Annotated in this window: 20 protein-coding genes; 13 read left to right on the top strand and 7 right to left on the bottom strand. The window is 67.2% G+C overall.

Going from position 1 to position 20,287, the window contains the following annotated elements; all coding sequences use genetic code 11:
• Nucleotides 1-6 precede the first annotated feature (6 nt).
• The 4 genes from G6N34_RS21710 to G6N34_RS21695 form a co-directional block, all read right to left on the bottom strand.
• On the bottom strand, nucleotides 7-2,388 hold the full coding sequence (locus tag G6N34_RS21710; RefSeq protein WP_085151820.1) for a xanthine dehydrogenase family protein molybdopterin-binding subunit: 2,382 nt from the start codon (nucleotides 2,386-2,388) through the stop codon (nucleotides 7-9).
• 161 nt (nucleotides 2,389-2,549) lie between these two features.
• A complete protein-coding gene (locus G6N34_RS21705) occupies nucleotides 2,550-2,870 on the bottom strand; it encodes an EthD family reductase (RefSeq protein ID WP_085151897.1) in 321 nt (106 codons plus the stop codon).
• Nucleotides 2,871-2,880: 10 nt separating this feature from the next.
• On the bottom strand, nucleotides 2,881-4,932 hold the full coding sequence (gene paaZ, locus G6N34_RS21700) for a phenylacetic acid degradation bifunctional protein PaaZ (protein WP_085151819.1): 2,052 nt from the start codon (nucleotides 4,930-4,932) through the stop codon (nucleotides 2,881-2,883).
• Between the two features lie 75 nt (nucleotides 4,933-5,007).
• Nucleotides 5,008-5,628: a TetR/AcrR family transcriptional regulator gene (locus G6N34_RS21695; protein WP_085151896.1), complete on the bottom strand. Its 621-nt coding sequence runs from the start codon at nucleotides 5,626-5,628 to the stop codon at nucleotides 5,008-5,010.
• Between the two features lie 162 nt (nucleotides 5,629-5,790).
• On the opposite strand from G6N34_RS21695, the gene G6N34_RS21690 reads away from it, so the two are divergent.
• The 9 genes from G6N34_RS21690 to paaK are packed head-to-tail and all read left to right on the top strand — an operon-like array spanning nucleotide 5,791 to nucleotide 13,438.
• On the top strand, nucleotides 5,791-6,507 hold the full coding sequence (locus G6N34_RS21690; protein WP_085151895.1) for an enoyl-CoA hydratase/isomerase family protein: 717 nt from the start codon (nucleotides 5,791-5,793) through the stop codon (nucleotides 6,505-6,507).
• 5 nt (nucleotides 6,508-6,512) lie between these two features.
• Entirely contained in the window at nucleotides 6,513-7,400 is an 888-nt protein-coding gene (locus G6N34_RS21685) for a 3-hydroxyacyl-CoA dehydrogenase family protein (RefSeq protein ID WP_197746694.1), read from the top strand.
• Complete coding sequence (locus G6N34_RS21680; protein WP_085151817.1) at nucleotides 7,397-8,197, top strand: enoyl-CoA hydratase/isomerase family protein; 801 nt, start codon at nucleotides 7,397-7,399, stop codon at nucleotides 8,195-8,197. Before G6N34_RS21685 ends, G6N34_RS21680 begins: the two co-directional genes overlap by 4 nt.
• Before the next feature lie 42 nt (nucleotides 8,198-8,239).
• The gene (gene paaA / locus G6N34_RS21675) at nucleotides 8,240-9,214 is read left to right on the top strand and encodes a 1,2-phenylacetyl-CoA epoxidase subunit PaaA (RefSeq protein ID WP_085151816.1); all 975 of its coding nucleotides are present in this window, start codon (nucleotides 8,240-8,242) and stop codon (nucleotides 9,212-9,214) included.
• On the top strand, nucleotides 9,211-9,522 hold the full coding sequence (gene paaB / locus G6N34_RS21670) for a 1,2-phenylacetyl-CoA epoxidase subunit PaaB (protein ID WP_085151815.1): 312 nt from the start codon (nucleotides 9,211-9,213) through the stop codon (nucleotides 9,520-9,522). Before paaA ends, paaB begins: the two co-directional genes overlap by 4 nt.
• Before the next feature lie 19 nt (nucleotides 9,523-9,541).
• A complete protein-coding gene (paaC, locus tag G6N34_RS21665) occupies nucleotides 9,542-10,453 on the top strand; it encodes a 1,2-phenylacetyl-CoA epoxidase subunit PaaC (RefSeq protein WP_085151814.1) in 912 nt (303 codons plus the stop codon).
• A complete protein-coding gene (gene paaD / locus G6N34_RS21660) occupies nucleotides 10,453-10,971 on the top strand; it encodes a 1,2-phenylacetyl-CoA epoxidase subunit PaaD (RefSeq protein WP_109788479.1) in 519 nt (172 codons plus the stop codon). Before paaC ends, paaD begins: the two co-directional genes overlap by 1 nt.
• A 1-nt stretch (nucleotide 10,972) precedes the next feature.
• The gene (gene paaE, locus G6N34_RS21655; RefSeq protein ID WP_085151813.1) at nucleotides 10,973-12,076 is read left to right on the top strand and encodes a 1,2-phenylacetyl-CoA epoxidase subunit PaaE; all 1,104 of its coding nucleotides are present in this window, start codon (nucleotides 10,973-10,975) and stop codon (nucleotides 12,074-12,076) included.
• 27 nt (nucleotides 12,077-12,103) lie between these two features.
• Nucleotides 12,104-13,438, top strand: coding sequence for a phenylacetate--CoA ligase PaaK (gene paaK / locus G6N34_RS21650; protein ID WP_085151812.1), 1,335 nt, complete (start codon nucleotides 12,104-12,106; stop codon nucleotides 13,436-13,438).
• A gap of 34 nt (nucleotides 13,439-13,472) precedes the next feature.
• Here the strand turns inward: paaK and G6N34_RS21645 are convergent, their stop codons facing one another.
• Genes G6N34_RS21645 through G6N34_RS21635 form a run of 3 tightly spaced genes read right to left on the bottom strand, consistent with a single transcriptional unit; the run spans nucleotide 13,473 to nucleotide 15,996 of the window.
• Entirely contained in the window at nucleotides 13,473-13,964 is a 492-nt protein-coding gene (locus tag G6N34_RS21645) for an OsmC family protein (RefSeq protein WP_085151811.1), read from the bottom strand.
• 18 nt (nucleotides 13,965-13,982) lie between these two features.
• Entirely contained in the window at nucleotides 13,983-15,365 is a 1,383-nt protein-coding gene (locus tag G6N34_RS21640) for an acyl-CoA dehydrogenase family protein (protein WP_085151810.1), read from the bottom strand.
• A 58-nt stretch (nucleotides 15,366-15,423) separates the two neighbouring features.
• A complete protein-coding gene (locus tag G6N34_RS21635; RefSeq protein WP_085151809.1) occupies nucleotides 15,424-15,996 on the bottom strand; it encodes a TetR/AcrR family transcriptional regulator in 573 nt (190 codons plus the stop codon).
• A gap of 171 nt (nucleotides 15,997-16,167) precedes the next feature.
• On the opposite strand from G6N34_RS21635, the gene G6N34_RS21630 reads away from it, so the two are divergent.
• From G6N34_RS21630 to G6N34_RS21615, 4 genes are read left to right on the top strand one after another with little or no spacing between them, the layout of a single operon-like run.
• Nucleotides 16,168-16,593 carry an MmpS family transport accessory protein gene (locus G6N34_RS21630; RefSeq protein ID WP_085151808.1) on the top strand — a complete coding sequence of 142 codons (426 nt, stop codon included), beginning with the start codon at nucleotides 16,168-16,170 and terminating at the stop codon, nucleotides 16,591-16,593.
• A complete protein-coding gene (locus tag G6N34_RS21625) occupies nucleotides 16,590-19,475 on the top strand; it encodes an MMPL/RND family transporter (RefSeq protein ID WP_085151807.1) in 2,886 nt (961 codons plus the stop codon). Before G6N34_RS21630 ends, G6N34_RS21625 begins: the two co-directional genes overlap by 4 nt.
• Nucleotides 19,472-19,804 (top strand): DUF732 domain-containing protein, encoded by a 333-nt coding sequence (locus G6N34_RS21620; protein WP_085151806.1) that lies wholly within the window; start codon nucleotides 19,472-19,474, stop codon nucleotides 19,802-19,804. The genes G6N34_RS21625 and G6N34_RS21620 overlap by 4 nt, the downstream gene beginning before the upstream one ends.
• 13 nt (nucleotides 19,805-19,817) lie before the next feature.
• Entirely contained in the window at nucleotides 19,818-20,276 is a 459-nt protein-coding gene (locus G6N34_RS21615; RefSeq protein WP_085151805.1) for a DUF5078 domain-containing protein, read from the top strand.
• The last annotated feature ends 11 nt before the right edge of the window (nucleotides 20,277-20,287 follow it).

The raw sequence follows: 20,287 nt of genomic DNA, 5'->3' as shown, positions 1-20,287 counted from the left end.
CAGCTGTCAGAACGCGCTGCTGCGGGCCGGCGCGGCCGGCTCCAGCGGGCCCATGGGGTGTGCGGCCATCGGGGACAGTGCGGCGAGCAGTCGCTCGGCGGTGATCGGAACGGTGTCGACGACGTGGCCGTGGTCGGCGCCGAGGGCGTCCCGGATGGCGTTGGCCACGACCGCGGGTAGCGGGATGGCGCCACTCTCTCCGGCCCCCTTGGCCCCGTTGAGGGAGAAGGGCGACGGCGTCTCGAGGTGGACCGACTCGATCGGCGGCATATTGCCCGGCAGCGGTGGTGCGTAGTCCCACAGGGACTGCACGACGGGTTGCCCGTCGGCGGTGTAGGGCAGCTCCTCGTACAGCGCCGCACCGATACCCTGTGCGGTGCTGCCGTGGATCTGCCCTTCGACCAGCGCGGGGTTGAGTTGTACGCCGCAGTCGTGCCCGTAGACCAGCCGTTGCACCGTCACGGTTCCGGTGTCGGGGTCGATCTCCACCGCGGCGGCCACCGCGCCGAAGGTGAACGCGAAGTTCTGTGGATCGTAGGTGAATCCCGCTTCGAGTCCGGGTTGGGCCTCCGGAGGCAGATCCGTTGCGCGCCAGGCAGCTTGGGCAACCTGGGCGACATTGACCTGTTTCCCGGCCACGGTGGCGAAGCCGAACTCGGTGTCGAGGACAGCCGACGGATCGACCTCCAACAGGTGCGCGGCGATAGCACGCATCTGGGCGCGCAGTCCCCGAGCAGCCATCATGACCGCAGATCCGGCGACCCCGGCGCCGCGGCTGCCACCACTGGCGTAGCCGGTGTATGGACAGGCCTGCGTGTCACCACAGACCACCGAAACGTCGGCAAGCGCCACACCAACCTCGTCGGCGGCGACCTGGGCCAGCACCGTCTCGACGCCCTGACCCATCGGGGTCTGCCCGGTCAGCACGGTCACCAGCCCGGAGGCGTCCATCCGCACCACCGCGCGGTCGTGGCCGGGGTTGTTGATGCCCATCATGGCCGCGGACGTCGACGGGCCGAAGTTCGAGGCCTCCAGGTAGCAGGCGGTGCCGACACCGACCAGTCGCCCCGCGGCGCGGGCATCCGCCGCCTCGCGCCGGGCGCGGTCCCAGTCGAACCGGTCGGCGACCAAGCCGAGCAGCTCGCCGTAGCGGCCGCTGTCCAGGCACATCATGGCCGGCGTCCAATACGGAAGTTCGTCCGGGCGCAACAGATTACGCTGGCGGATCTCCATCGGATCGATCTCCAGGCGACGAGCGCCCTCGTCGAGCGCACGTTCGATCGCGAAGGTGGCCTCGGGCATCCCGAAGCCCCGGTAGGCCCCGATGGGGGTTTTGTTGGTGACCACAGCGACCAGTTCGGCGAGTGCATCACTGACCCGATACGGTCCGGTCAGCATGGCCGACGTGACCACGCCCGACCCCGCACCGGCCATGTAGGGGGTGGCCCCGCAGTCGAGCAGCACGGTGGCCCGCAGGCCCGTGATGGTGCCGTCGGCGTTGAATCCCAACTCGAGATCGACCGTCGTCCCGCGTCCGTGGACGGTGGCGACGAAGGACTCCGGTCGGCTCTCGATCCACCGGACGGGGCGGCGGACGACGCGTGCGGCGAAGGCGACCAGCGTCTCTTCGACGTAGGCACACACCTTGTTGCCGAACGCGCCGCCGACGTCGGGGCAGCACACCCGAATCCGGGACTCGGGCACCCGCAGGGAGTCGCTCAACGAGGCGCGGACTTGATGCAACGCCTGCGTCGAGGTCCACATCGTCAGGGACTCACCGGTGATGTCCCACATCGCACGCACGCCGCGGGTCTCCAACGGGAGTCCGGCCACTCGGCTGCTGGTGTAGCGTCCCGAGACGACCAGCGCCGACTCGGCCAGCGCGGCGACCGGGTCGCCCGCCTCGAAGCGGTTGCGGCCGAAGACATTATCGGTCCAGTCGGCATAGAGCAGTGGTCGGCTGTCGGCGCTGGGTTCGACTACGGCCGGCAACCGCTCGTAGGTGACGTCGACGAGTTCGGCGGCGTCTTCGGCCAGGTAGGCGTCGTCGGCGATCACCGCGGCGATCGGCTCTCCGACGTAGCGGACCCGGTCTCCGGCCAGACACCACGTCGGCGCGTCGGCCTGAATCTGTGCCGTCCACATCAGACCCATCGGGTCGGTGTGCGGGCGGACGTCGGCACCGACGAGCACCGCGTGCACCCCGGGGGCGGTGCGGGCTCGTTCGGTGTCGACCGAGATGCGCGCGTGCGCCTCGCGGGAGCGCACGACCACCAGATGCAGTTCACCGGCGGCCTGCTCGTCGGCGAGGTAGCTGCCGCCGCCGGCGGCCAGTCGCCGCAACTTCTGTCCCGGCGGACTCTGGCCGACGTGGGGTGCCCTACTCATCGCGTCTCCTCCACTCTCACGGTGAACGTAACGACAGGTGTGACATCATGTCAACATAGTCGTTCGGGTGGTGCTGGGAAGCCCTGAACTGCGCACACGCCAACATCGGCGCGGCCCCTCGAACGGACTGGCGCCGCACCCGGCGTCCACAGTGACCGACGTCAGCCGGGCCGTCGGTGGTCGGTCTCGTCGGTGCTGAAGAGGGTGACGCCGCCGGTGGCGAAGTTCGCGACATCGGCACTGGCGGCGGCCATTTCAGGCGACTTCAGTGCGGCCTTCAACTCGTGGGCGGAACTGAAGCTCAGGCTGGCGACCAGGTGGTACGGCGCGTCCTGGTTCGGCACCAGTGAGCGCGGCCTGCCAGTGGTGAACCCGGCCAGGCCGGGGATCTGCAGCGTCAGCGGGATGTGGGTCTGCGTGTAGTGGGCGTCGAACGCCGCCGGATCGACGGGATGGCCGTAGCAGACCGAGATGCGGAACATGTTCTCCTCCTCAGGCACGGGCGGCTCCCGATCCCCTCTTGGCGACCAGGGTCAAGACGTCGTAGGTGGCCACCGGTTCGTCGTTCTGATTGCTCACCACAGCGTCCCAGCGCACTTCGCCGTAGTCGGCGGACAGTCGTGGCGTCATCTCCTTGGCGGTCAGCGTGACGGTGAGCGCGTCACCGGCCTTGACCGGGGTCAGGAACCGCAGGCCGTCGACGCCGAAGTTCGCCAGCACCGGACCCGGATTCGGCTCGACGAACAGGCCCGCGGCCAGCGACACCACCAGGTAGCCGTGCGCGACGATCCCGCCGAACAGCGGGTTCTGCGCCGCGGCAAGGGGATCGGTGTGCGCGTAGAAGGTGTCCCCGGTGAACTCGGCGAAGTGGCCGATGTCGGCCAGGGTGACGACGCGGGGACCGCCGACGATGGTGTCACCGATCCGCAGGTCTTCGAGATGGCTGCGGAACGGATGGACCTCGGTGATGGTGCGCGCCGCGCCGGTCGTCCAGCGTCCGGTGATGGCCGTGAGCATGTCGGGGCTGGCCTGAACCGCAGTGCGCTGCATGAAATGCAGAACGCCCCGAATGCCGCCCAGCTCCTCGCCGCCGCCGGCGCGACCGGGACCGCCGTGCACCAGGGTGGGCAGTGGTGAGCCGTGGCCGGTGGACTCCTTGGCGTCGTCACGGTCGAGGACGAGGATGCGGCCGTGGAACGGCGCGATGGCTGTGACGACCCTGCGCGCCACGTCGGCATCGTGGGTGACCAGTGACCCGACCAGACTGCCCTGACCCCGAGCGGCGAGTGTGATGGCGTCGTCGAGGTCGCGGTAGCCGATCACTGTGCTCACCGGGCCGAAGGCCTCCACCTCGTGCACGGCCGCGGCGGTGGGATCGTCGGCGCGGAGCAGCAGGGGTGGCAGGAATGCGCCCCGCTCGGCGTCGGCGCCTTCGACGTGGAAGGACTCCGGGTCGCCGAAAACGAGTGTGGCCGAATCACGCAGCGCTTTCAGTGCCCGCAGCACCTCGTCGCGCTGTTCGATGCTGGCCAACGCGCCCATGCGCACGTTGTCGAGTTCGGGGTTGCCGACGACGATCGCCGACAGGCGTGCGGCGGTGGCCTCGACCACCGCGTCCTGCAGCGCGGCGGGCACCAGCGCGCGCCGGATCGCGGTGCACTTCTGGCCGGCCTTTGTCGTCATCTCGGCGACGAGCTGCTTGACGTAGAGCTCGAACTCGGGTGTGTCCGGCGTGGCGTCAGGACCCAGGATCGAGCAGTTCAGCGAATCGGCCTCGGCGTTGAACCGCACCCCACCGGCCACCACGTTGGGATGGCCGCGCAGCTTGGCCGCCGTCGCCGCGGAACCGGTGAACAGGACGGTGTCCTGGCTGTCGAGGTGCTCGAGCAGCGCCTGCGGTCGAGCGCACACGAGCTGCACCGAGCCCTCGGGCAGGGTGCCGGAGTCGACGATGGCGCGGAAGACGAGCTCGGTCAGGTAGGCGGTCTGGTGGGCCGGTTTCACGATGGACGGCACGCCGGCAAGGAATGCCGGAGCGAGCTTCTCCAGCATCCCCCAGACCGGAAAGTTGAAGGCGTTGATCTGGACCGCGACGCCGGGCCTGGAGGCGTAGATGTGCTGTCCGACGAATGTTCCTGCGCGGCCGAGGGATTCGGGTGGCCCGTCGATGACGATGGTGTCGTTGGGCAGCTCTCGGGTGCCCTTGCTCGCATAGCTGAACAGAGTGCCGAACCCGCCGTCGATGTCGATTGCCGAGTCGCGGGTGGTGGCCCCCGTCGCGGTGGACAGTGGGTAGAACTGGTCCTTGGCCGCCGTCAGATGCTTGGCCAGCGCCTTCAACGCCGCGGCGCGCTGGGGGAACGTCAGCGCGCGAAGCGCTGGACCGCCGACCTGCCGGGCATAGCGGATGGCTCCGGACACGTCCATGCCGCCCGAGGGGTATCGGGCGACCTCGTCGCCGGTGACCGCGTTGATGAGCGGATCGGCCTCCCCGTCGGGGGTGATCCACCTGCCGGTCACATAGCTTTGCAGCACAGCCGTCACTGTCGAGTCTCCTTACCTACCGTCCATTCGTTCGGTAATCACTCTGGCAGTGGCCGCCCTGAAACGTCAAGGTGTTCAGTGCGAAGGGGTGCGGGTGCGCAGCCCGTCGAACATCATCGTGGCGACGGCCTCGGCGACCGCCTCGCCGGACAGGGTGCGGCTGGGCCGGTACCACTCGATGAGTGAGTTCACGGTGCCGAAGATCAGTCGGCTGGTCAGTCCCGGATCGACATCCGGGCGGATGCTGCCCTCGTCGCAGGCTTCCTGAACCAGGTTGCCGACAATCTGGTCGAACTCTCGGCGGCGGGCCAGTGCGCGCCGCTCCACGGCGGTGTTCCCCCGGATCCGGAGCAGCAACGTGACGTACGGCAATTCCTCCACCAGCACCTGAACACTCCGCTTGACCAGGCTCTCCAGCCGGTCGATGGCCGGTCCGGTGGTGGTGTCGGGCGCCTCCGTCGCGGCGAAGAGTGCGTCGAGGGCGCGGTCGACGGCCAGGCGGAGGAGTTCCTCCTTGCCGCTGACGTGGTGGTAGATCGACGACTTGCTGATCCCCAGTCGGGCGGAGAGGTGTTCCATCGACGTGCCGTCGTAGCCGCGCTGGTTGAACACACCCACGGCGACGGCCAGCAGGGAGTCCAGGTCGTAGCCAGGTCGGCCCACCTGACCGGTGGACCTGGTGCGCGGCGGAGCCATGCCGATCATCATCGCATTGCCCACGCTGCGACGGAGATTCATCGGCGCGGCACGGGCAGCCCTAGACAACCGACCGAACGATCGGTTATTAATGGAGCCGACGAAAGCAGGTACTGCCGTGGAACGGGTGCTGTGAGCGACGACGAGTTCGAGACGCTGCGGATGAGGGCCGACGCCGACCGGGTGCTGGTCGAACTGGCTCGCCCCGCGCAGCGCAATGCGATCAATGCCGCGATGGTGGCCGAGCTGCACGCGGTCTGTGCCCGCATCGAGGCCCAACCGCGGATCCTCATCGTGACCGGGGTCGGTCCGGACTTCGCAGCGGGTGCCGACATCGCCGAACTGCGGGAGCGTGGGCGCGATGACGCCCTCGCGGGAATCAACCGGACGGTGTTCGATCGGATCGCCGCGCTGCCGCTGCCGACCATCGCCGCAGTGGAGGGAAACGCACTCGGTGGCGGAGCCGAACTGGCCTACGCCTGCGACCTTCGGGTCGCCGGAGTCAGCGCCCGGTTCGGCAATCCCGAACCCGGACTGGGCATCCTGGCCGCGGCCGGTGCCAGCTACCGGCTGCCCGCGCTGGTCGGCACGTCGATCACCAAGCAGGTGATACTCGGTGGCCGCGTGCTGGACTCCGCCGCCGCCCTCAGCTGTGGGCTGGTCGCCGAGGTGGTGGCCGATGGCGCCGCGCTGACCGCGGCGTGCGCCCTCGCCGACCGCATCGCCGGACAGTCCCCGCTGGCGCTGCGCCTGTCCAAGGCTGTCCTCGATGCCGACGTGCCCCACCCGCTGCTCGACGACATCGCCCAAGCGGTGCTGTTCGAAAGCTCCGACAAGGCCGAGCGGATGACGCGATTCCTTGACCGGAGCAGGAAGTGAACGCCGTGCCCGGTCCAGTTCCCGCCACGGTTTCGGTGGTCGGCGGCGGCCGGATGGGCGCCGGCATCGCGCAGGTCTTCGCGGCCGCGGGCGCGGGCGTGACCATCGTCGAGACCGATCCGGTGGCCGCCGAGGCCGCCCTGCGGCGGGTGGGCGCCGGCCTGCGCCGCGCCGCCGAAAGGGACACGCTGGGCGAATCGGCCGATCGGGTGCTGTCGCGGGTGAGCACGGTCTGCGCGATCGCCGAGTTGGCCGCTGATTCCGGACTCGTGGTCGAGGCGGTGCCCGAGTTCATCAGTGCCAAGCTCGATGTGCTGACGGCCGCAGAGCGGGTGGTCGCACCCACCGCAGTGCTGGCCTCCAACACCAGTTCGCTGCCCATCACCGAACTCGCCGCGGCCCTGCAGCATCCCGCGCGGTTTATCGGGATGCACTTCTTCAATCCGGTGCCGGTGTCCGATCTGGTCGAACTCGTCCGCGCGCCGGAGACGGCCGAGGAGGTAGTGCACGCCGCGCTGGGTTGGGTCGGCGCACTGGGGAAATCCCATGTGGTGGTTCGAGATTCGCCCGGATTCGCGACCAGCCGACTCGGGGTGACCCTGGGGTTGGAGGCTGTTCGCATGCTGGAGGACGGCGTCGCCGACGCCGAATCCATCGATCGCGCGATGGAGCTGGGCTATCGCCACCCGATGGGGCCGCTGCGTTCCACGGATCTCGTCGGGCTCGACGTGCGATTGGCCATCGCCGAGCATCTGCACGCAACTCTGGGGCCGCGCTTCGAGCCCCCGCAGCTGCTGCGCGACAAGGTCGCCGCCGGCGACCTCGGCCGAAAGACCGGGCGCGGTTTCCACCGCTGGCCAACTGTCCCAACGTCCCCCGAGGAGAAACCATGAACCGGACCGGCGCAGCCACGGTCGGCCACACCCTGCACGCGGGCGTGGCCACCGTCACCCTTGATCGGCCAGCGGCGTCCAACGCGCTCGACTGCGCCATGAAAAACGGACTGCTGCAGGTCTTGTCGGAGTTGCAGGCGGAGAACGATGCGCGCGCCGTCGTCATCACGGCCACCGGGCGCAACTTCTGCGTGGGTCAGGATCTCGCCGAACACGTCGAGGCGCTGCGGGCAGACCCGGCGCACGCCATGGACACCGTCCGCGAGCACTACAACCCGGTCATGACGGCGCTGGCCGCGCTCGAGGTGCCCGTGGTCGTGGCGATCAACGGAGCCTGCGTGGGCGCCGGTCTGGGATTGGCGCTGGCGGCCGACATCCGAATCGCCGGCTCCGGGGCCAGATTCGCCACGGCGTTCACCGGCATCGGGCTGGCCGCGGACTCCGCGTTGTCGGCCTCGCTGCCGCGGGCCATCGGTGCCAGCCGCGCCACCGCGATGTTCCTGCTCGGGGACACCATCGACGCCGGCACCGCGCAGGAGTGGGGATTGGTGCACCAGGTGGTTGACGACGATTCCGTCGTGGATGTCGCCACCAGCGTGGCCAGCCGTCTTGCGAACGGTCCCACCGCCGCGTTCCAGTCGGTCAAGGCACTGCTGCGAGACAACGCCGCCGCGCCGCTGCGAGACGTCTTGGAACGGGAAGCGCAGGCCCAGCAGCGCCTCGGTGGATCCGTCGACCACAGCGCCGCGGTAGCGGCCTTCCTGGCCAAGGCCAAGCCGGTCTTCGTCGGTCACTGATCGCCCGCCACCGCGAACTCGACATCTTTTGAGGAGGTTTCCATGAGCGACACGGCAGTTCAGGCCGACGACCAGACCGATGCCGGGCGGGTCGATCAGTTCGACGCGCTCATCGCAGAGGGGCTGCGCATCGAACCGCGGGACTGGATGCCCGACGGCTACCGCGCGACGTTGATCCGCCAGATCGCCCAGCACGCGCACTCGGAGATCATCGGCATGCAACCCGAGGGCAACTGGCTGACCCGTGCGCCGTCCCTGCGCCGCAAGGCGATCCTGCTGGCCAAGGTGCAGGACGAAGCCGGTCACGGCCTGTATCTGTACTCGGCGGCGGAGACCCTCGGTGCCGATCGCGCGGAGCTGACCGCGAAACTGATTGACGGCAGGCAGAAGTACTCCTCGATCTTCAACTACCCGACGTTGACCTTCGCCGATGTCGGCGTGATCGGCTGGCTGGTCGACGGTGCGGCGATCTGCAATCAGGTGCCGTTGTGCCGCAGCTCCTACGGTCCGTACGGCCGGGCGATGATCCGGGTGTGCAAGGAGGAATCGTTTCATCAGCGGCAGGGCTACGAAATGCTGATGACGATGATGTCCGGGAGCGACGGTCAACGCGACATGGTCCAGGACGCCGTCGACCGGTGGTGGTGGCCGGCACTGATGATGTTCGGGCCGCCGGACGACAACTCACCCAACACAGCACAGTCCATGGACTGGGGGATCAAACGCCACACCAACGATGAGCTGCGACAACGTTTCGTCGACATGACCGTCCCGCAGGCCCAAGCGTTGGGTGTGAGGCTGCCTGACCCGCAGCTGCACTGGAACGAGGACCGGGGGGCGCACGACTTCGGTGCCCCCGACTGGGATGAATTCTTTTCCGTTATAGCGGGTTACGGGCCGTGCAATACCGAGCGCATCGCCACCCGCAGGCAGGCCCACGAGGACGGCCGGTGGGTTCGGGAGGCCGCCGCGGCCTTCGCCGCCACACATCGGGAATCGGAGGGGGAGCCCGCATGACCCACGTCAACACAGGAACTGGTGCGGCCGCGGAGTGGCCGCTGTACGAGGTGTTCGTCCGGGGCCGGCGCGGTCTCAACCACGTCCACGTCGGGTCGCTGCACGCGGCCGACGACGAGATGGCGTTGCGGCACGCCCGGGACGTCTACACCCGACGCAACGAGGGTGTCAGCCTCTGGGTCGTACGGTCGGTCGACATCGTCGCCTCCAGCCCGGCTGAGAAGGATCCGTACTTCGCGCCCAGCGGCGACAAGGTGTACAGGCATCCCACCTTCTACGCCATCCCCGACCACGTCCCCCACATGTGAGCAGGCAGGACCGATCACGATGAACGACCACGACTCCGCATACGCCGGGCTCGTCGACGCCGACCCGGCCGACCAGTGGGCATTCGGGACCGGGTTCGACGATCCGCTGGCCGGTGTCGACACCACGCTGCCCGGTGGCGTCGACGGCGCCGATCTGGCGACCTACTGCCTGATGCTCGGGGACGACGCGTTGATCAGTGCGCAGCGGCTGACGCAGTGGTGCACCAGGGCGCCCGAACTCGAGGAGGAGGTCGCGCTGGCCAACATCGGCCTCGACCTGCTTGGCCAGGCCAGGCTGCTGCTGGCGCGGGCCGCCGCCGCCGACCCGGCCGTCGTTCCCGTCCTGCCGGAAGGTGCACCCGCGCCGGCCGAGGACGCGTTGGCCTTCTTCCGGGACGTCTCGCTGTTTCGCTGCGTGCGACTGGTCGAGTTGCCCAACGGCGACTTCGCCCACAGCATCACGCGGCTCCTGCTGTGGTGCACCCACCGCCTGGCCGCGATGAACCGGCTTCGGGAATCCGCCGATCCCGTGCTGGCGGCCGTCGCGGCCAAAGGGGTCAAAGAGCTGACCTATCACCGCGATTACGCCGCGCGCTGGTTCGTCACGCTGGCCTGCGGCACCGCGGAGTCGCGCCGCAGGATCGAGAACGCGGTCGCGTCGGTGTGGCCATTCGTCGATGAACTGTTCCTCCCGCACCCCGTCGAGGCGCGACTGGCGGGAGTCGCCGTGGACTCGTCCAGCCTGCGCGACGAGTTCGACGGCGTGATCGGTCAGGTTCTGCGTGCCGCGAAGCTGTCGGTGCCGGCCTGGCGGCCAGCCGCGTTGGTCGCCGGCAGGTCCGGCCGGGACGGCGTCCACACCGAGGCGTTGAGCCACCTGCTGGCCGAGATGCAGTCCGTGGCCCGGGCACATCCCGCTGGGGCGTGGTGATGTCGACCATCAGCACCGATGTCCCGTCCCGCGCTTTCGGCATCGCGGCCACCGTCCCCGACCCCGAGATGCCGATGCTGACACTGCTCGACCTCGGGGTACTCCGGGAGGTTCGCCAGGATGCCGACGGCACCGTCATCGTCACAATCACGCCCACCTATTCGGGCTGCCCGGCGATGGCCACCATGCGTGCCGACCTCGAACATGCACTTACCGCAGCCGGTTTCGATCGAGTGCAGGTGCAGACGTCATTGGCACCGGCCTGGAGTTCGGACTGGATCACCGATACGGGCTGGCGCAAACTCAGGCGCCACGGCATCGCCCCGGCCGACCCGGTACGGCCGCAGCCGTCGGGGCCCGTCCCGCTGACCCTGATCCCTCGTCGTCCGAGGGTGCAGTGCCCGCAGTGCGACTCCTTCGAGACCGAGCAGACCTCCGAGTTCGGCCCGACCCCCTGCACGTCGACGTATCGCTGCACACGCTGCGGCGAGCCGTTCAACCGAATCAAGGAACACTGACATGACCACCGCCGAACTGTCCGTGTCCGCAACGGTTCACCATGCGCGAAACCGGCCGTTCCGCAAGGTGCTCGTCGCAGACGTGCAGCGGCTATGTGATGACGCGGCCGCGATCACCTTCGCCGTGCCGGCGCGATACGCGGATGAATTCCACTTCGCGCCAGGTCAATCCGTGACGGTACGGCGGATGATCGATGGCGTCGAACAACGGCGCTCCTACTCGATCTGCGCACCGGTCGGGTCGGCCCTGCGGATCGGGGTCCGCGAGGTGCCCGGCGGTGTGTTCTCCGGTTGGTTGGTGCACGAACTGTCCGCGGGTGATGAGATCGAGTTGCAACCGCCGTCGGGACACTTCGCCGCCGACCCGCAGACCGCGGCTCACCATCTGCTCATCGCCGCGGGGTCGGGGATCACCCCCGTGCTGTCCATCGCGGCATCGGCACTGGCGCATCCGGATTCCCGGGTCACGCTCATCTACGGCAACCGACGGTCTGCCACCGTGATGTTCGCCGACGAACTCGCCGATCTCAAGGACGCGCACTGCTCCAGACTCCAACTGATCCACGTTCTCTCCCGAGAGGCACGCACGGCCGATCTCTTCAGCGGGCGGCTCGATCCGGCCCGGATCCGGTCCCTGCTGGAGCAGTTGGTCGGGGTGCACAGCGTCGACCACGCGTGGCTGTGCGGTCCGCTGGGGATGGTGACCGGCGCCTCACAGGTACTCGGCGAACTGGGATTCGACACCGACCGCGTTCACCGCGAGCTGTTCTTCGTCGACGACGCGGCACCCTCGCCGGTCGAGCAGGCTCCCAGCGCCGAGAGCGGACCGCGCAGCGACGTCACCGTCGTTCTCGAGGGCGCCGAGAGCACCATCGTCGTTCCCCGTGACATCGCGATACTCGATGGCGCCCAGCGCTTTCGCGATGATCTGCCTTTCGCGTGCAAGGGCGGTGTGTGCGGCACCTGCCGTGCCAAGGTCACCGACGGCGCGGTGGACATGCGCCGAAATTACGCCCTCGAATCCGGCGAAGTCGACGCTGGTTTCGTGCTGACCTGCCAGTCCTACCCGCTCACCGAGTCACTGACCGTCGATTTCGACGCCTGAAGATCCCTGCCACCACCGGAGTACGCCATGACTGAGATCGTCGATCGTCCCGCGGGCCAGCGCGTGCAGCGCTCACCCGATGACGTGGAACCCATCGAGACCGCGTCGCGTGACGAGATATCCGCGCTGCAGTTGCGGCGGCTGAAGTGGTCGCTGCAGCACGCCTATGACAATGTGACCCATTACCGACAGGCGTTCGATGCCGCAGGGGTGCACCCCAGCGATCTGAAGGACCTCACGGACCTGGCCCTGTTCCCGTTCACCACGAAGTCCGATCTGCGCGACAACTACCCCTTCGGAATGTTCGCCGTGCCGCAGTCGGACGTCGTTCGGGTGCACGCCTCATCGGGCACCACCGGGCGCCCGACAGTGGTGGGTTACACCGCCGCGGACATCGAGACCTGGGCGAACCTGGTGGCGCGCTGCCTGCGGGCTGCCGGCGTGCGGTCCACCGACAAGGTCCACATCGCCTATGGGTACGGGCTGTTCACCGGCGGGCTGGGCGCCCACTACGGTGCGGAGCGCATCGGGTGCACGGTGATACCCGTCTCCGGCGGAATGACGGAGCGCCAGCTGCAGCTGATCGCCGACTTCGAGCCCGACGCCATCATGGTCACGCCTTCCTACATGCTGACTCTGCTCGATGCGATGGAACGCGCCGGAATGGATCCGCGCACCACCTCACTGCGCACAGGTGTCTTCGGGGCCGAGCCCTGGACCGAACAGATGCGTGACGAGCTTGAGGGCAAACTCGGCATCGACGCCGTCGACATCTACGGGCTGTCGGAGGTGATCGGCCCCGGGGTGGCCCAGGAATGCGTGGAATCCAAAGACGGTCTGCATATCTGGGAAGACCACTTCTATCCCGAGATCATCGACCCGGAGTCCGGGCAGGTGCTGCCCGACGGATCCGAAGGTGAGTTGGTGTTCACCTCGCTGACCAAACAGGCCCTGCCGATGATCCGCTACCGGACCCGCGATCTCAGCGCGCTGCTTCCCGGCACCGCCCGCAGCATGCGCCGGATGCGCAGGGTCACAGGCCGCTGCGACGACATGATGATCCTGCGCGGCGTCAACCTGTTTCCCACTCAGATCGAGGAATTGGTCCTGGGGATCGACACTCTGGCACCGCATTTCCAATGTGTTCTGGATCGCGACGGACGGTTGGACACGCTCACCGTGCGGGTGGAGGGCCGGTCCGGTGTGACACCGGACCAATGCAGCGAAGCGGCCGAAACCCTGGCCGACCGTGTCAAGGACCGGATCGGCGTACGCGTGGCGGTGGACGTGGTCGAACCCTTCGCGGTGGACCGGTCCGAGGGCAAGGCGAAACGTCTGATCGACAACCGCCCGAAGGGATGAGGCGGCGCCACGGCAGCGTGAGGCCCGCCTGGACTCAGCCGTCGTCCGAACCGCCCTGGGGTCCGAGAACCGTTGGCTCACAGAGGACGTCGAAGTTCACCGAGTTGGCGATGAAGCACAGGTGATGGGCCTGTTCGTGGATCGCGACGGCTTTCGCGGTCTGCGTCTCGTCGGCGATCCGCACCTGCGGGTGCAGCGTGACGCGGGAGAAGGCGCCGCCGCCGTCGGAACCTTCGTCCATGGTGCCGGTGGCGTGGTCGCGGTAGTCGGTGACCACCACGCCGTTCTGGGCGCACAGGGCGAGATACCAGAGCATGTGGCACTGCGACAGCGACGCGACCAGCAGCTCCTCGGGATTCCATCGACCGGGATCGCCCCGAAACGCGGGATCGGACGAGCCCAGCAGCGCGGGTTTGCCTGCGGCACTCACCTCGTGCGCGCGCTGGAAGTCGCGGTATCCGCTGGTTCCCGACCCGGTGTTGCCGGTCCAGGTGACATCGAGTTCATAGTGGTGGCTTCGGGCCATGGCAGCCGATCGTACGGTTCACTTACGAGGCGGCGCCAGGAATTTCATCGCGACCCGCATGACGGGCTCCGGCACCGCATCCTTGGCCGACAACATCCGGTCGGCCGCGCGTCCCCGCAGTGGCGTACCCCGACCGAACCAGCGGTTGAGAGGACCGCCCGACGGCTCGAGTTCGACGTGCAGGGGCGGACCGCCGTCCGCGGCGCCGAGGGCCCGGGAGATCACCATGCGCTGGATCTCGCTGGTTCCTTCGAAGATGGTGTAGAGCTTGGCATCTCGGTACCACTTCTCGACGGGGTGGTCGGTGATGTAGCCCCAGCCGCCGAGGGTCTGGATGGCGCGTTCGGTGGCCGCGACCGCGACCTCGCTGGCCGCCAGCTTCGACATCGAACCCTCGCCGCGGTCGAACGGGACACCCGTGGCGGCCATCCAGGAGGCGCGCCAGGTCAACAGGCGGGCCGCGTCGATCCGGGTGGCCAGATCCGCGATCGGGAACGAGATGCCCTGGTTGTCGATGATGGGCGCGCCGAAGGCTTCGCGCTCGTTGGCATAGGTGGTCATGTACTCCAGTGCGGCACGGGCGATTCCGAGCGCCTGGGCGGCAACCATGGGCCGGGTCTGCTCGAACGTTCCGAGGGCGGCGGAGCCCGAGCGCTGGCCACCTTCGACCACCTCGCGTGCCTTGGCGAGCTTGTGCTGGAGTTTCTCGTCTCCGCCGAGCAGGTGGTCGCCCGGGATGCGAACCTGGTCGAACTCGAGTTCGGCGGTGTGCGAGGCCCGGCATCCCAGCTTGTCGAGCTTGCGCACCAGTGTGAGTCCGGGGGTTCCGCCCGGCACGACGAACAGCGCCTGACCGCGGTGGCCGAGTTCCTCGTCGACCACGGCGTTGACCACATGCACGTTGGCGATGCCGCCGTTGCCGATCCACATCTTCCGGCCGTCGATCACCCAGTCGGAGCCGTCACGACGGGCGAGGGTGCGCAGGTTGCGGACGTCGCTGCCGCCCTCGGGTTCAGAGATCGCCAGGGCCGCGAGCTTGAGATCTCCTGGGGTGCCGAAGCATTCCGGGGCCCAGGTCAGCATCTGCTCGGGCGAGGCGGCCTGGCCGATCGCCGAGAGTGCGAGTGCGGGCATCACGATTGCCAGGCCGATTCCGGCGCAGCCCCAGAACAGCTCTTCCATGAACATCGGCAGCGACAGGCCGGTCGGATCACCGATCAGATCGCGGTAGAACAGCGGACTGTAGAAGCCCTGCTCGGCGGCCTCCTCGAGCACCGGCCAGGGGAACTCCTGGCGCTGGTCGTACTCCTGCGCGACGGGACGGATGACCTGCTCGGCGAAGTCGTGCGTGCGCCGGGCCAGGTCATGTTGCGCGATCGTGGGCCGCAGGTCGAAGCTCACGCGGGGTGTGTAACCCCGAGTCGGTGAGCCGAAACCTCCGAGGGGAAGCTGCCGGGGCTCAGACCTCAGCGGCGCACAGCTTCAGCAGCTGCTGGCTGCAGTGTGAGAGCACCGTGCGCATCTGGTCGTCGTCGACGTCGGCCAATCGAGGATCGGTGCTGGTGCCGAAGATGCCGGTGATGATCATCGAACCGGTGACCCGATTGACGACGTCCCGGTGTTCACCGGTGACCATGTCCGCGAGGGCCTCGGTGACGTCGGAGAACTCGGGGTGTTCCTTGACCAGGGCGTGCACGACAGGATCGTCGGAGAAGACCGCCATGACGTGACGATGCGCGATCGAGGTGTCGATCAGGCCGCTGATCAGAGCGTCGCGGGCCGACACCGCGGTCGGCATGGTCGCCGCGATCCTGACGACCCGGGACAGATCGTTGAAGATTGGTTGGACGACGGCGACCACGATGTCGTCCTTGGAGTGGAACTGGTAGTACACCGCGGCCTTGGTGACGCCGAGATCGTCGGCGATCATCTGCAGCGAGGTCGCGTGCACGCCGTGCTCGGCGAAGAGACGAAGCGCAGCATCGATGACACGTGCCCTCGCAGAGCCCCGTTGGGCCACCGGTTTCGCCATGTCAAACGCCTTTCGGTCGACCGCGCATGCTGATTGTGCCCGAGATCACGAACTTCAGCATCCATATCAGTTTGCTTAGACCTATGCCATCTTTATAGTTAGCCGAATGGCAAGGTGGAGTTGGGGCTGTCGGGCGTCCATGCTGTCCGGATCCGGTGTCGAGGTGACGGCATGAAGGTGCTCAAGAAGGTTTGGTTGCCCCTCGTTATCGTCATCGTGATGCTGATCGGCGGCATGACAGTGTCGCGGATCCGCACGTTCTTCGGCGCCGATGACGGCAGCGGCCTCTCGGCCGCGCCGGTCGAGGACACCGAACCGTTCAACCCCAAGGTCGTCAAGTACGAGATCTGGGGTGACGGCAGCTACGCCGACGTGAACTATCTCGACCTCGACGCCGAGCCGCAGCGCGTGGACGGCGCCGGCCTGCCCTGGACGCTGGTGCTCGAGTCCACCGCGCCGTCGGTGTTCCCGAACATCGTCGCCCAGGGTGACAGCAGCACCATCACGTGCCGCATCACCGTCGACGACGAGGTGAAGGACGAACGCACCGTCTCCGGCGTCAACGCTCAGACCTATTGCCTGGTGAAATCCGCATGAGCCGACATCTGAGCGACACCCCCACCGACGCGCTCCCCGCCGCGAACCCGCGACACTCGGGCATCGCCAAGTGGGTCCGCACGCTCGCGATCCCGATCGTGGTGGGCTGGGTGGCCCTGATCGCGGTGCTCAACACCGCCGTGCCGCAGCTTACGGAGGTCGGCAAGGCCCGCTCGGTGTCGATGAGTCCCGACGACGCCCCGTCGGTGATCGCGATGCAGCGGGTCGGCAAGGTCTTCGAAGAGTTCACGTCGAACAGTTCGGTGATGATCGTGCTCGAGGGGGAGGACCCCCTGGGCGAGGAAGCGCACCAGTTCTACGACGACCTGATGGCCAAGCTTGAGGCCGACACCAAGCACGTCGAGCACGTCCAGGACTTCTGGGGCGATCCGCTGACCGCGAGCGGGGCCCAGAGCCCCGACGGCAAGGCCGCCTACGTCCAGATCTACACCGCGGGCAATCAGGGCGAGTCCCTGGCCAACGAGTCGGTGGAAGCCGTCCAGGACATCGTTGACGGCGTCGAGCCCCCAGCGGGCGTCAAGGCCTACGTGACCGGACCGGCGGCGTTGACGGCGGATCAGAACATCGCCAGCGAGCGCAGTATCAAGGTGATCGAGGCTCTGACGTTCGTCGTCATCATCGTGATGCTGCTGCTGGTCTACCGTTCGATCGTCACGGTCCTCCTGACCCTCGTCACGGTCGTGTTGTCGTTGGCTGCGGCCCGCGGGGTGGTCGCGTTCCTGGGCTGGTACGAGATCATCGGCCTGTCGACATTCGCCACCGATCTCCTTGTCACGCTGGCGATTGCGGCCGCGACCGACTACTGCATCTTCCTGTTCGGGCGATACCAGGAGGCCCGCGCGGCGGGTGAGGACAAAGAGTCCGCCTACTACACGATGTTCCACGGCACGGCGCACGTCATCCTCGGCTCGGGCATGACGATCGCCGGCGCGACGGCCTGCCTGCACTTCACGCGCCTGCCGTACTTCCAGTCTCTGGGTGTCCCGCTTGCCGTCGGTATGACGGTCGTGGTGCTCTGCGGAATCACGCTCGGTTCGGCTGTCGTCGCCATCGCGACGCGGTTCGGCAAGATTCTTGAGCCCAAGCGCGCGCTCCGTACCCGTGGGTGGCGCAAGGTCGGTGCGGCCGTCGTGCGGTGGCCCGGTCCGATCCTGGTGGCGACCATCGCGCTGGCGCTGATCGGTCTGTTGACCCTGCCGGGCTACATGACCAACTACAACGACCGCAACTACCTGCCCGCCGACCTGCCCGCCAACGAGGGCTACGCGGCAGCGGACCGGCACTTTTCGCAGGCCCGGATGAACCCCGAGCTGCTGATGATCGAAAGCGATCACGATCTGCGCAACTCGGCCGACTTCCTGGTCATCGAGAAGATCGCCAAGTCGGTGGTGCAGGTGCCGGGAATCAGTCGGGTGCAGGCGATCACGCGTCCGCAGGGCTCGCCGATCGAGCACACCTCGATCCCGTTCCAGATCAGCATGCAGGGCACCACGCAGCGCATGAACGAGAAGTACCAGCAGGACATGATGGCCAACATGCTCAAGCAGGCCGATGACATGCAGAGCACCATCGACACGATGGAGAAGATGTCCAGCATCACCGTGCAGATGGCCGACACCACGCACAGCATGGTCACCAAGATGAAGAACATGACGCTGGACGTGGCCGAAATGCGGGACAACATCGCGAATTTCGACGATTTCCTGCGACCGATCCGCAACTACTTCTACTGGGAACCGCACTGCTACAACATCCCGGTGTGCTCGTCCATGCGGTCGATCTTCGACACCATTGACGGCATCGACGTCATGACCGACGACATCCAGCAGTTGATGCCGGACATGGAGCGTCTGGACGAGCTGATGCCGCAGATGGTCGCGCTCATGCCTTCGATGATCGAGACCATGAAGAACATGAAGACCTACATGCTGACGATGTATCAGACGCAGAAGGGCATGCAGGACCAGATGTCGGCCATGCAGGAGAACTCGACTGCCATGGGCCAGGCCTTCGACGCGGCCAAGAACGACGACTCCTTCTACCTGCCGCCGGAGACGTTTGACAATCCGGACTTCAAGCGCGGCATGAAGATGTTCCTGTCCCCGGACGGGCACGCGGTGCGGTTCATCATCAGCCACGAGGGTGACCCGATGAGCCCCGAGGGCATCAAGCACATCGATGCCATCAAGCTCGCCGCGAAGGAAGCGCTCAAGGGAACGCCGTTGGAGGGGTCCAAGATCTACCTCGGTGGCACCGCGGCGACGTTCAAGGACATGCAGGAGGGTGCCAACTACGACCTGCTGATCGCCGGAATCGCGGCGATGTGCCTGATCTTCATCATCATGTTGATCATCACGCGCGCGATCGTGGCCGCGGCGGTCATCGTCGGCACCGTGGTCATGTCCTTGGGCGCCTCGTTCGGTCTGTCGGTGTTGATCTGGCAGCACATCATCGGCATCGAACTGCACTGGATGGTGCTGGCCATGTCAGTGATCATCCTGATGGCCGTGGGCGCCGACTACAACCTGCTGTTGGTGGCGAGGTTCAAGGAGGAGATCCACGCCGGGTTGAACACCGGCATCATCCGGTCCATGGGTGGCACCGGGTCGGTGGTGACCTCGGCGGGTTTGGTGTTCGCCTTCACCATGGCCTCGATGGCGGTCAGCGAGCTGATCGTGATCGGGCAGGTCGGCACGACCATCGCGCTGGGTCTGCTGTTCGACACGCTGGTGGTGCGCTCGTTCATGATGCCGTCGATCGCGGCGCTGCTCGGCAAGTGGTTCTGGTGGCCGCAGATGGTGCGCCAGCGCCCAGTGCCGGCTCCGTGGCCCAACCCCGAACTGCAGGAGGCTCAGAAGTGAAACGCATCGTGATCGCCGGGGTCGCTGCGCTTGCCGCGCTGGTGACGGCCGCGCCGGCGCAGGCTGACCCCGACACCGACTTCACGAATCAGCTTCACGTGTACGGGATCTACGGCCAGAAGGATTACAACGCCTGGATCGGCAAGATCATGTGCAAGCGGTTGAACCGCGGCGTGGACGCTGATGCGTTCGCGTCTGCGAAGTTCGTCTCCGATCAACTGAACAAGGGCAGCACGACCGAGCAGTCGTGGCAGTTCCTGGGGGCGGCCATCAATTTCTACTGCCCGGATAAGACCTACGTTCTGGCGCAGGCCGCCGAGCGGCACTGAGGGAGAACAGATTATGTGGATTCGTAAAGTGCGTGCGGGACTTGCGGTGGCGGCCACGGCGGCCGGACTGCTGGCTGCCCCCGCCGGTGTCGCCGGTGCGGATGCCACGGATAACTACCCGATTCCGAATCGGATTCTCAAGACGACGTGCACCGTCGATCAGTACATGGCGGCCGCCCGTGACACCAGTCCGGTGTACTACGAGCGCTACATGATCGACTACAACAACCGGCCCCTCGACGTGCAGCAGGGCGCTCGCGACCGGATCAACTGGTTCTTCTCGCTGGACTACGCCGGTCGCCGTCAGTACTCGGAGAACACCGCCACCAACGTCTACTTCGAGCAGATGGCTACCCGATGGGGGAACTGGGCCAAGCTGTTCTTCAACAACAAGGGCGTCGTCGCGCATGCCACCGACGTGTGCAACACCTACCCCGTGACCGATCCGTCGGTCTGGACCTGGATGCAGTAGACGCTTTACAG

It is taken from the genome of Mycolicibacterium confluentis, from assembly GCF_010729895.1.
GTDB lineage: Bacteria > Actinomycetota > Actinomycetes > Mycobacteriales > Mycobacteriaceae > Mycobacterium > Mycobacterium confluentis.
Note: the sequence above shows the minus strand (reverse complement) of the source record. Positions and strands in the feature narration are given on the sequence as shown.

Coding starts and splice junctions, on each gene's coding strand:
- paaD (WP_109788479.1), top strand. CDS start 10,453: ATGTCGACCATCAGCACCGATGTCCCGTCCCGCGCTTTCGGCATCGCG.
- G6N34_RS21645 (WP_085151811.1), bottom strand. CDS start 13,964: ATGGCCCGAAGCCACCACTATGAACTCGATGTCACCTGGACCGGCAAC.
- paaB (WP_085151815.1), top strand. CDS start 9,211: ATGACCCACGTCAACACAGGAACTGGTGCGGCCGCGGAGTGGCCGCTG.
- G6N34_RS21690 (WP_085151895.1), top strand. CDS start 5,791: ATGAGGGCCGACGCCGACCGGGTGCTGGTCGAACTGGCTCGCCCCGCG.
- G6N34_RS21705 (WP_085151897.1), bottom strand. CDS start 2,870: ATGTTCCGCATCTCGGTCTGCTACGGCCATCCCGTCGATCCGGCGGCG.
- paaA (WP_085151816.1), top strand. CDS start 8,240: ATGAGCGACACGGCAGTTCAGGCCGACGACCAGACCGATGCCGGGCGG.
- G6N34_RS21695 (WP_085151896.1), bottom strand. CDS start 5,628: ATGGCTCCGCCGCGCACCAGGTCCACCGGTCAGGTGGGCCGACCTGGC.
- G6N34_RS21680 (WP_085151817.1), top strand. CDS start 7,397: ATGAACCGGACCGGCGCAGCCACGGTCGGCCACACCCTGCACGCGGGC.
- paaC (WP_085151814.1), top strand. CDS start 9,542: ATGAACGACCACGACTCCGCATACGCCGGGCTCGTCGACGCCGACCCG.
- paaK (WP_085151812.1), top strand. CDS start 12,104: ATGACTGAGATCGTCGATCGTCCCGCGGGCCAGCGCGTGCAGCGCTCA.
- G6N34_RS21615 (WP_085151805.1), top strand. CDS start 19,818: ATGTGGATTCGTAAAGTGCGTGCGGGACTTGCGGTGGCGGCCACGGCG.
- G6N34_RS21710 (WP_085151820.1), bottom strand. CDS start 2,388: ATGAGTAGGGCACCCCACGTCGGCCAGAGTCCGCCGGGACAGAAGTTG.
- paaE (WP_085151813.1), top strand. CDS start 10,973: ATGACCACCGCCGAACTGTCCGTGTCCGCAACGGTTCACCATGCGCGA.
- G6N34_RS21625 (WP_085151807.1), top strand. CDS start 16,590: ATGAGCCGACATCTGAGCGACACCCCCACCGACGCGCTCCCCGCCGCG.
- G6N34_RS21630 (WP_085151808.1), top strand. CDS start 16,168: ATGAAGGTGCTCAAGAAGGTTTGGTTGCCCCTCGTTATCGTCATCGTG.
- G6N34_RS21635 (WP_085151809.1), bottom strand. CDS start 15,996: ATGGCGAAACCGGTGGCCCAACGGGGCTCTGCGAGGGCACGTGTCATC.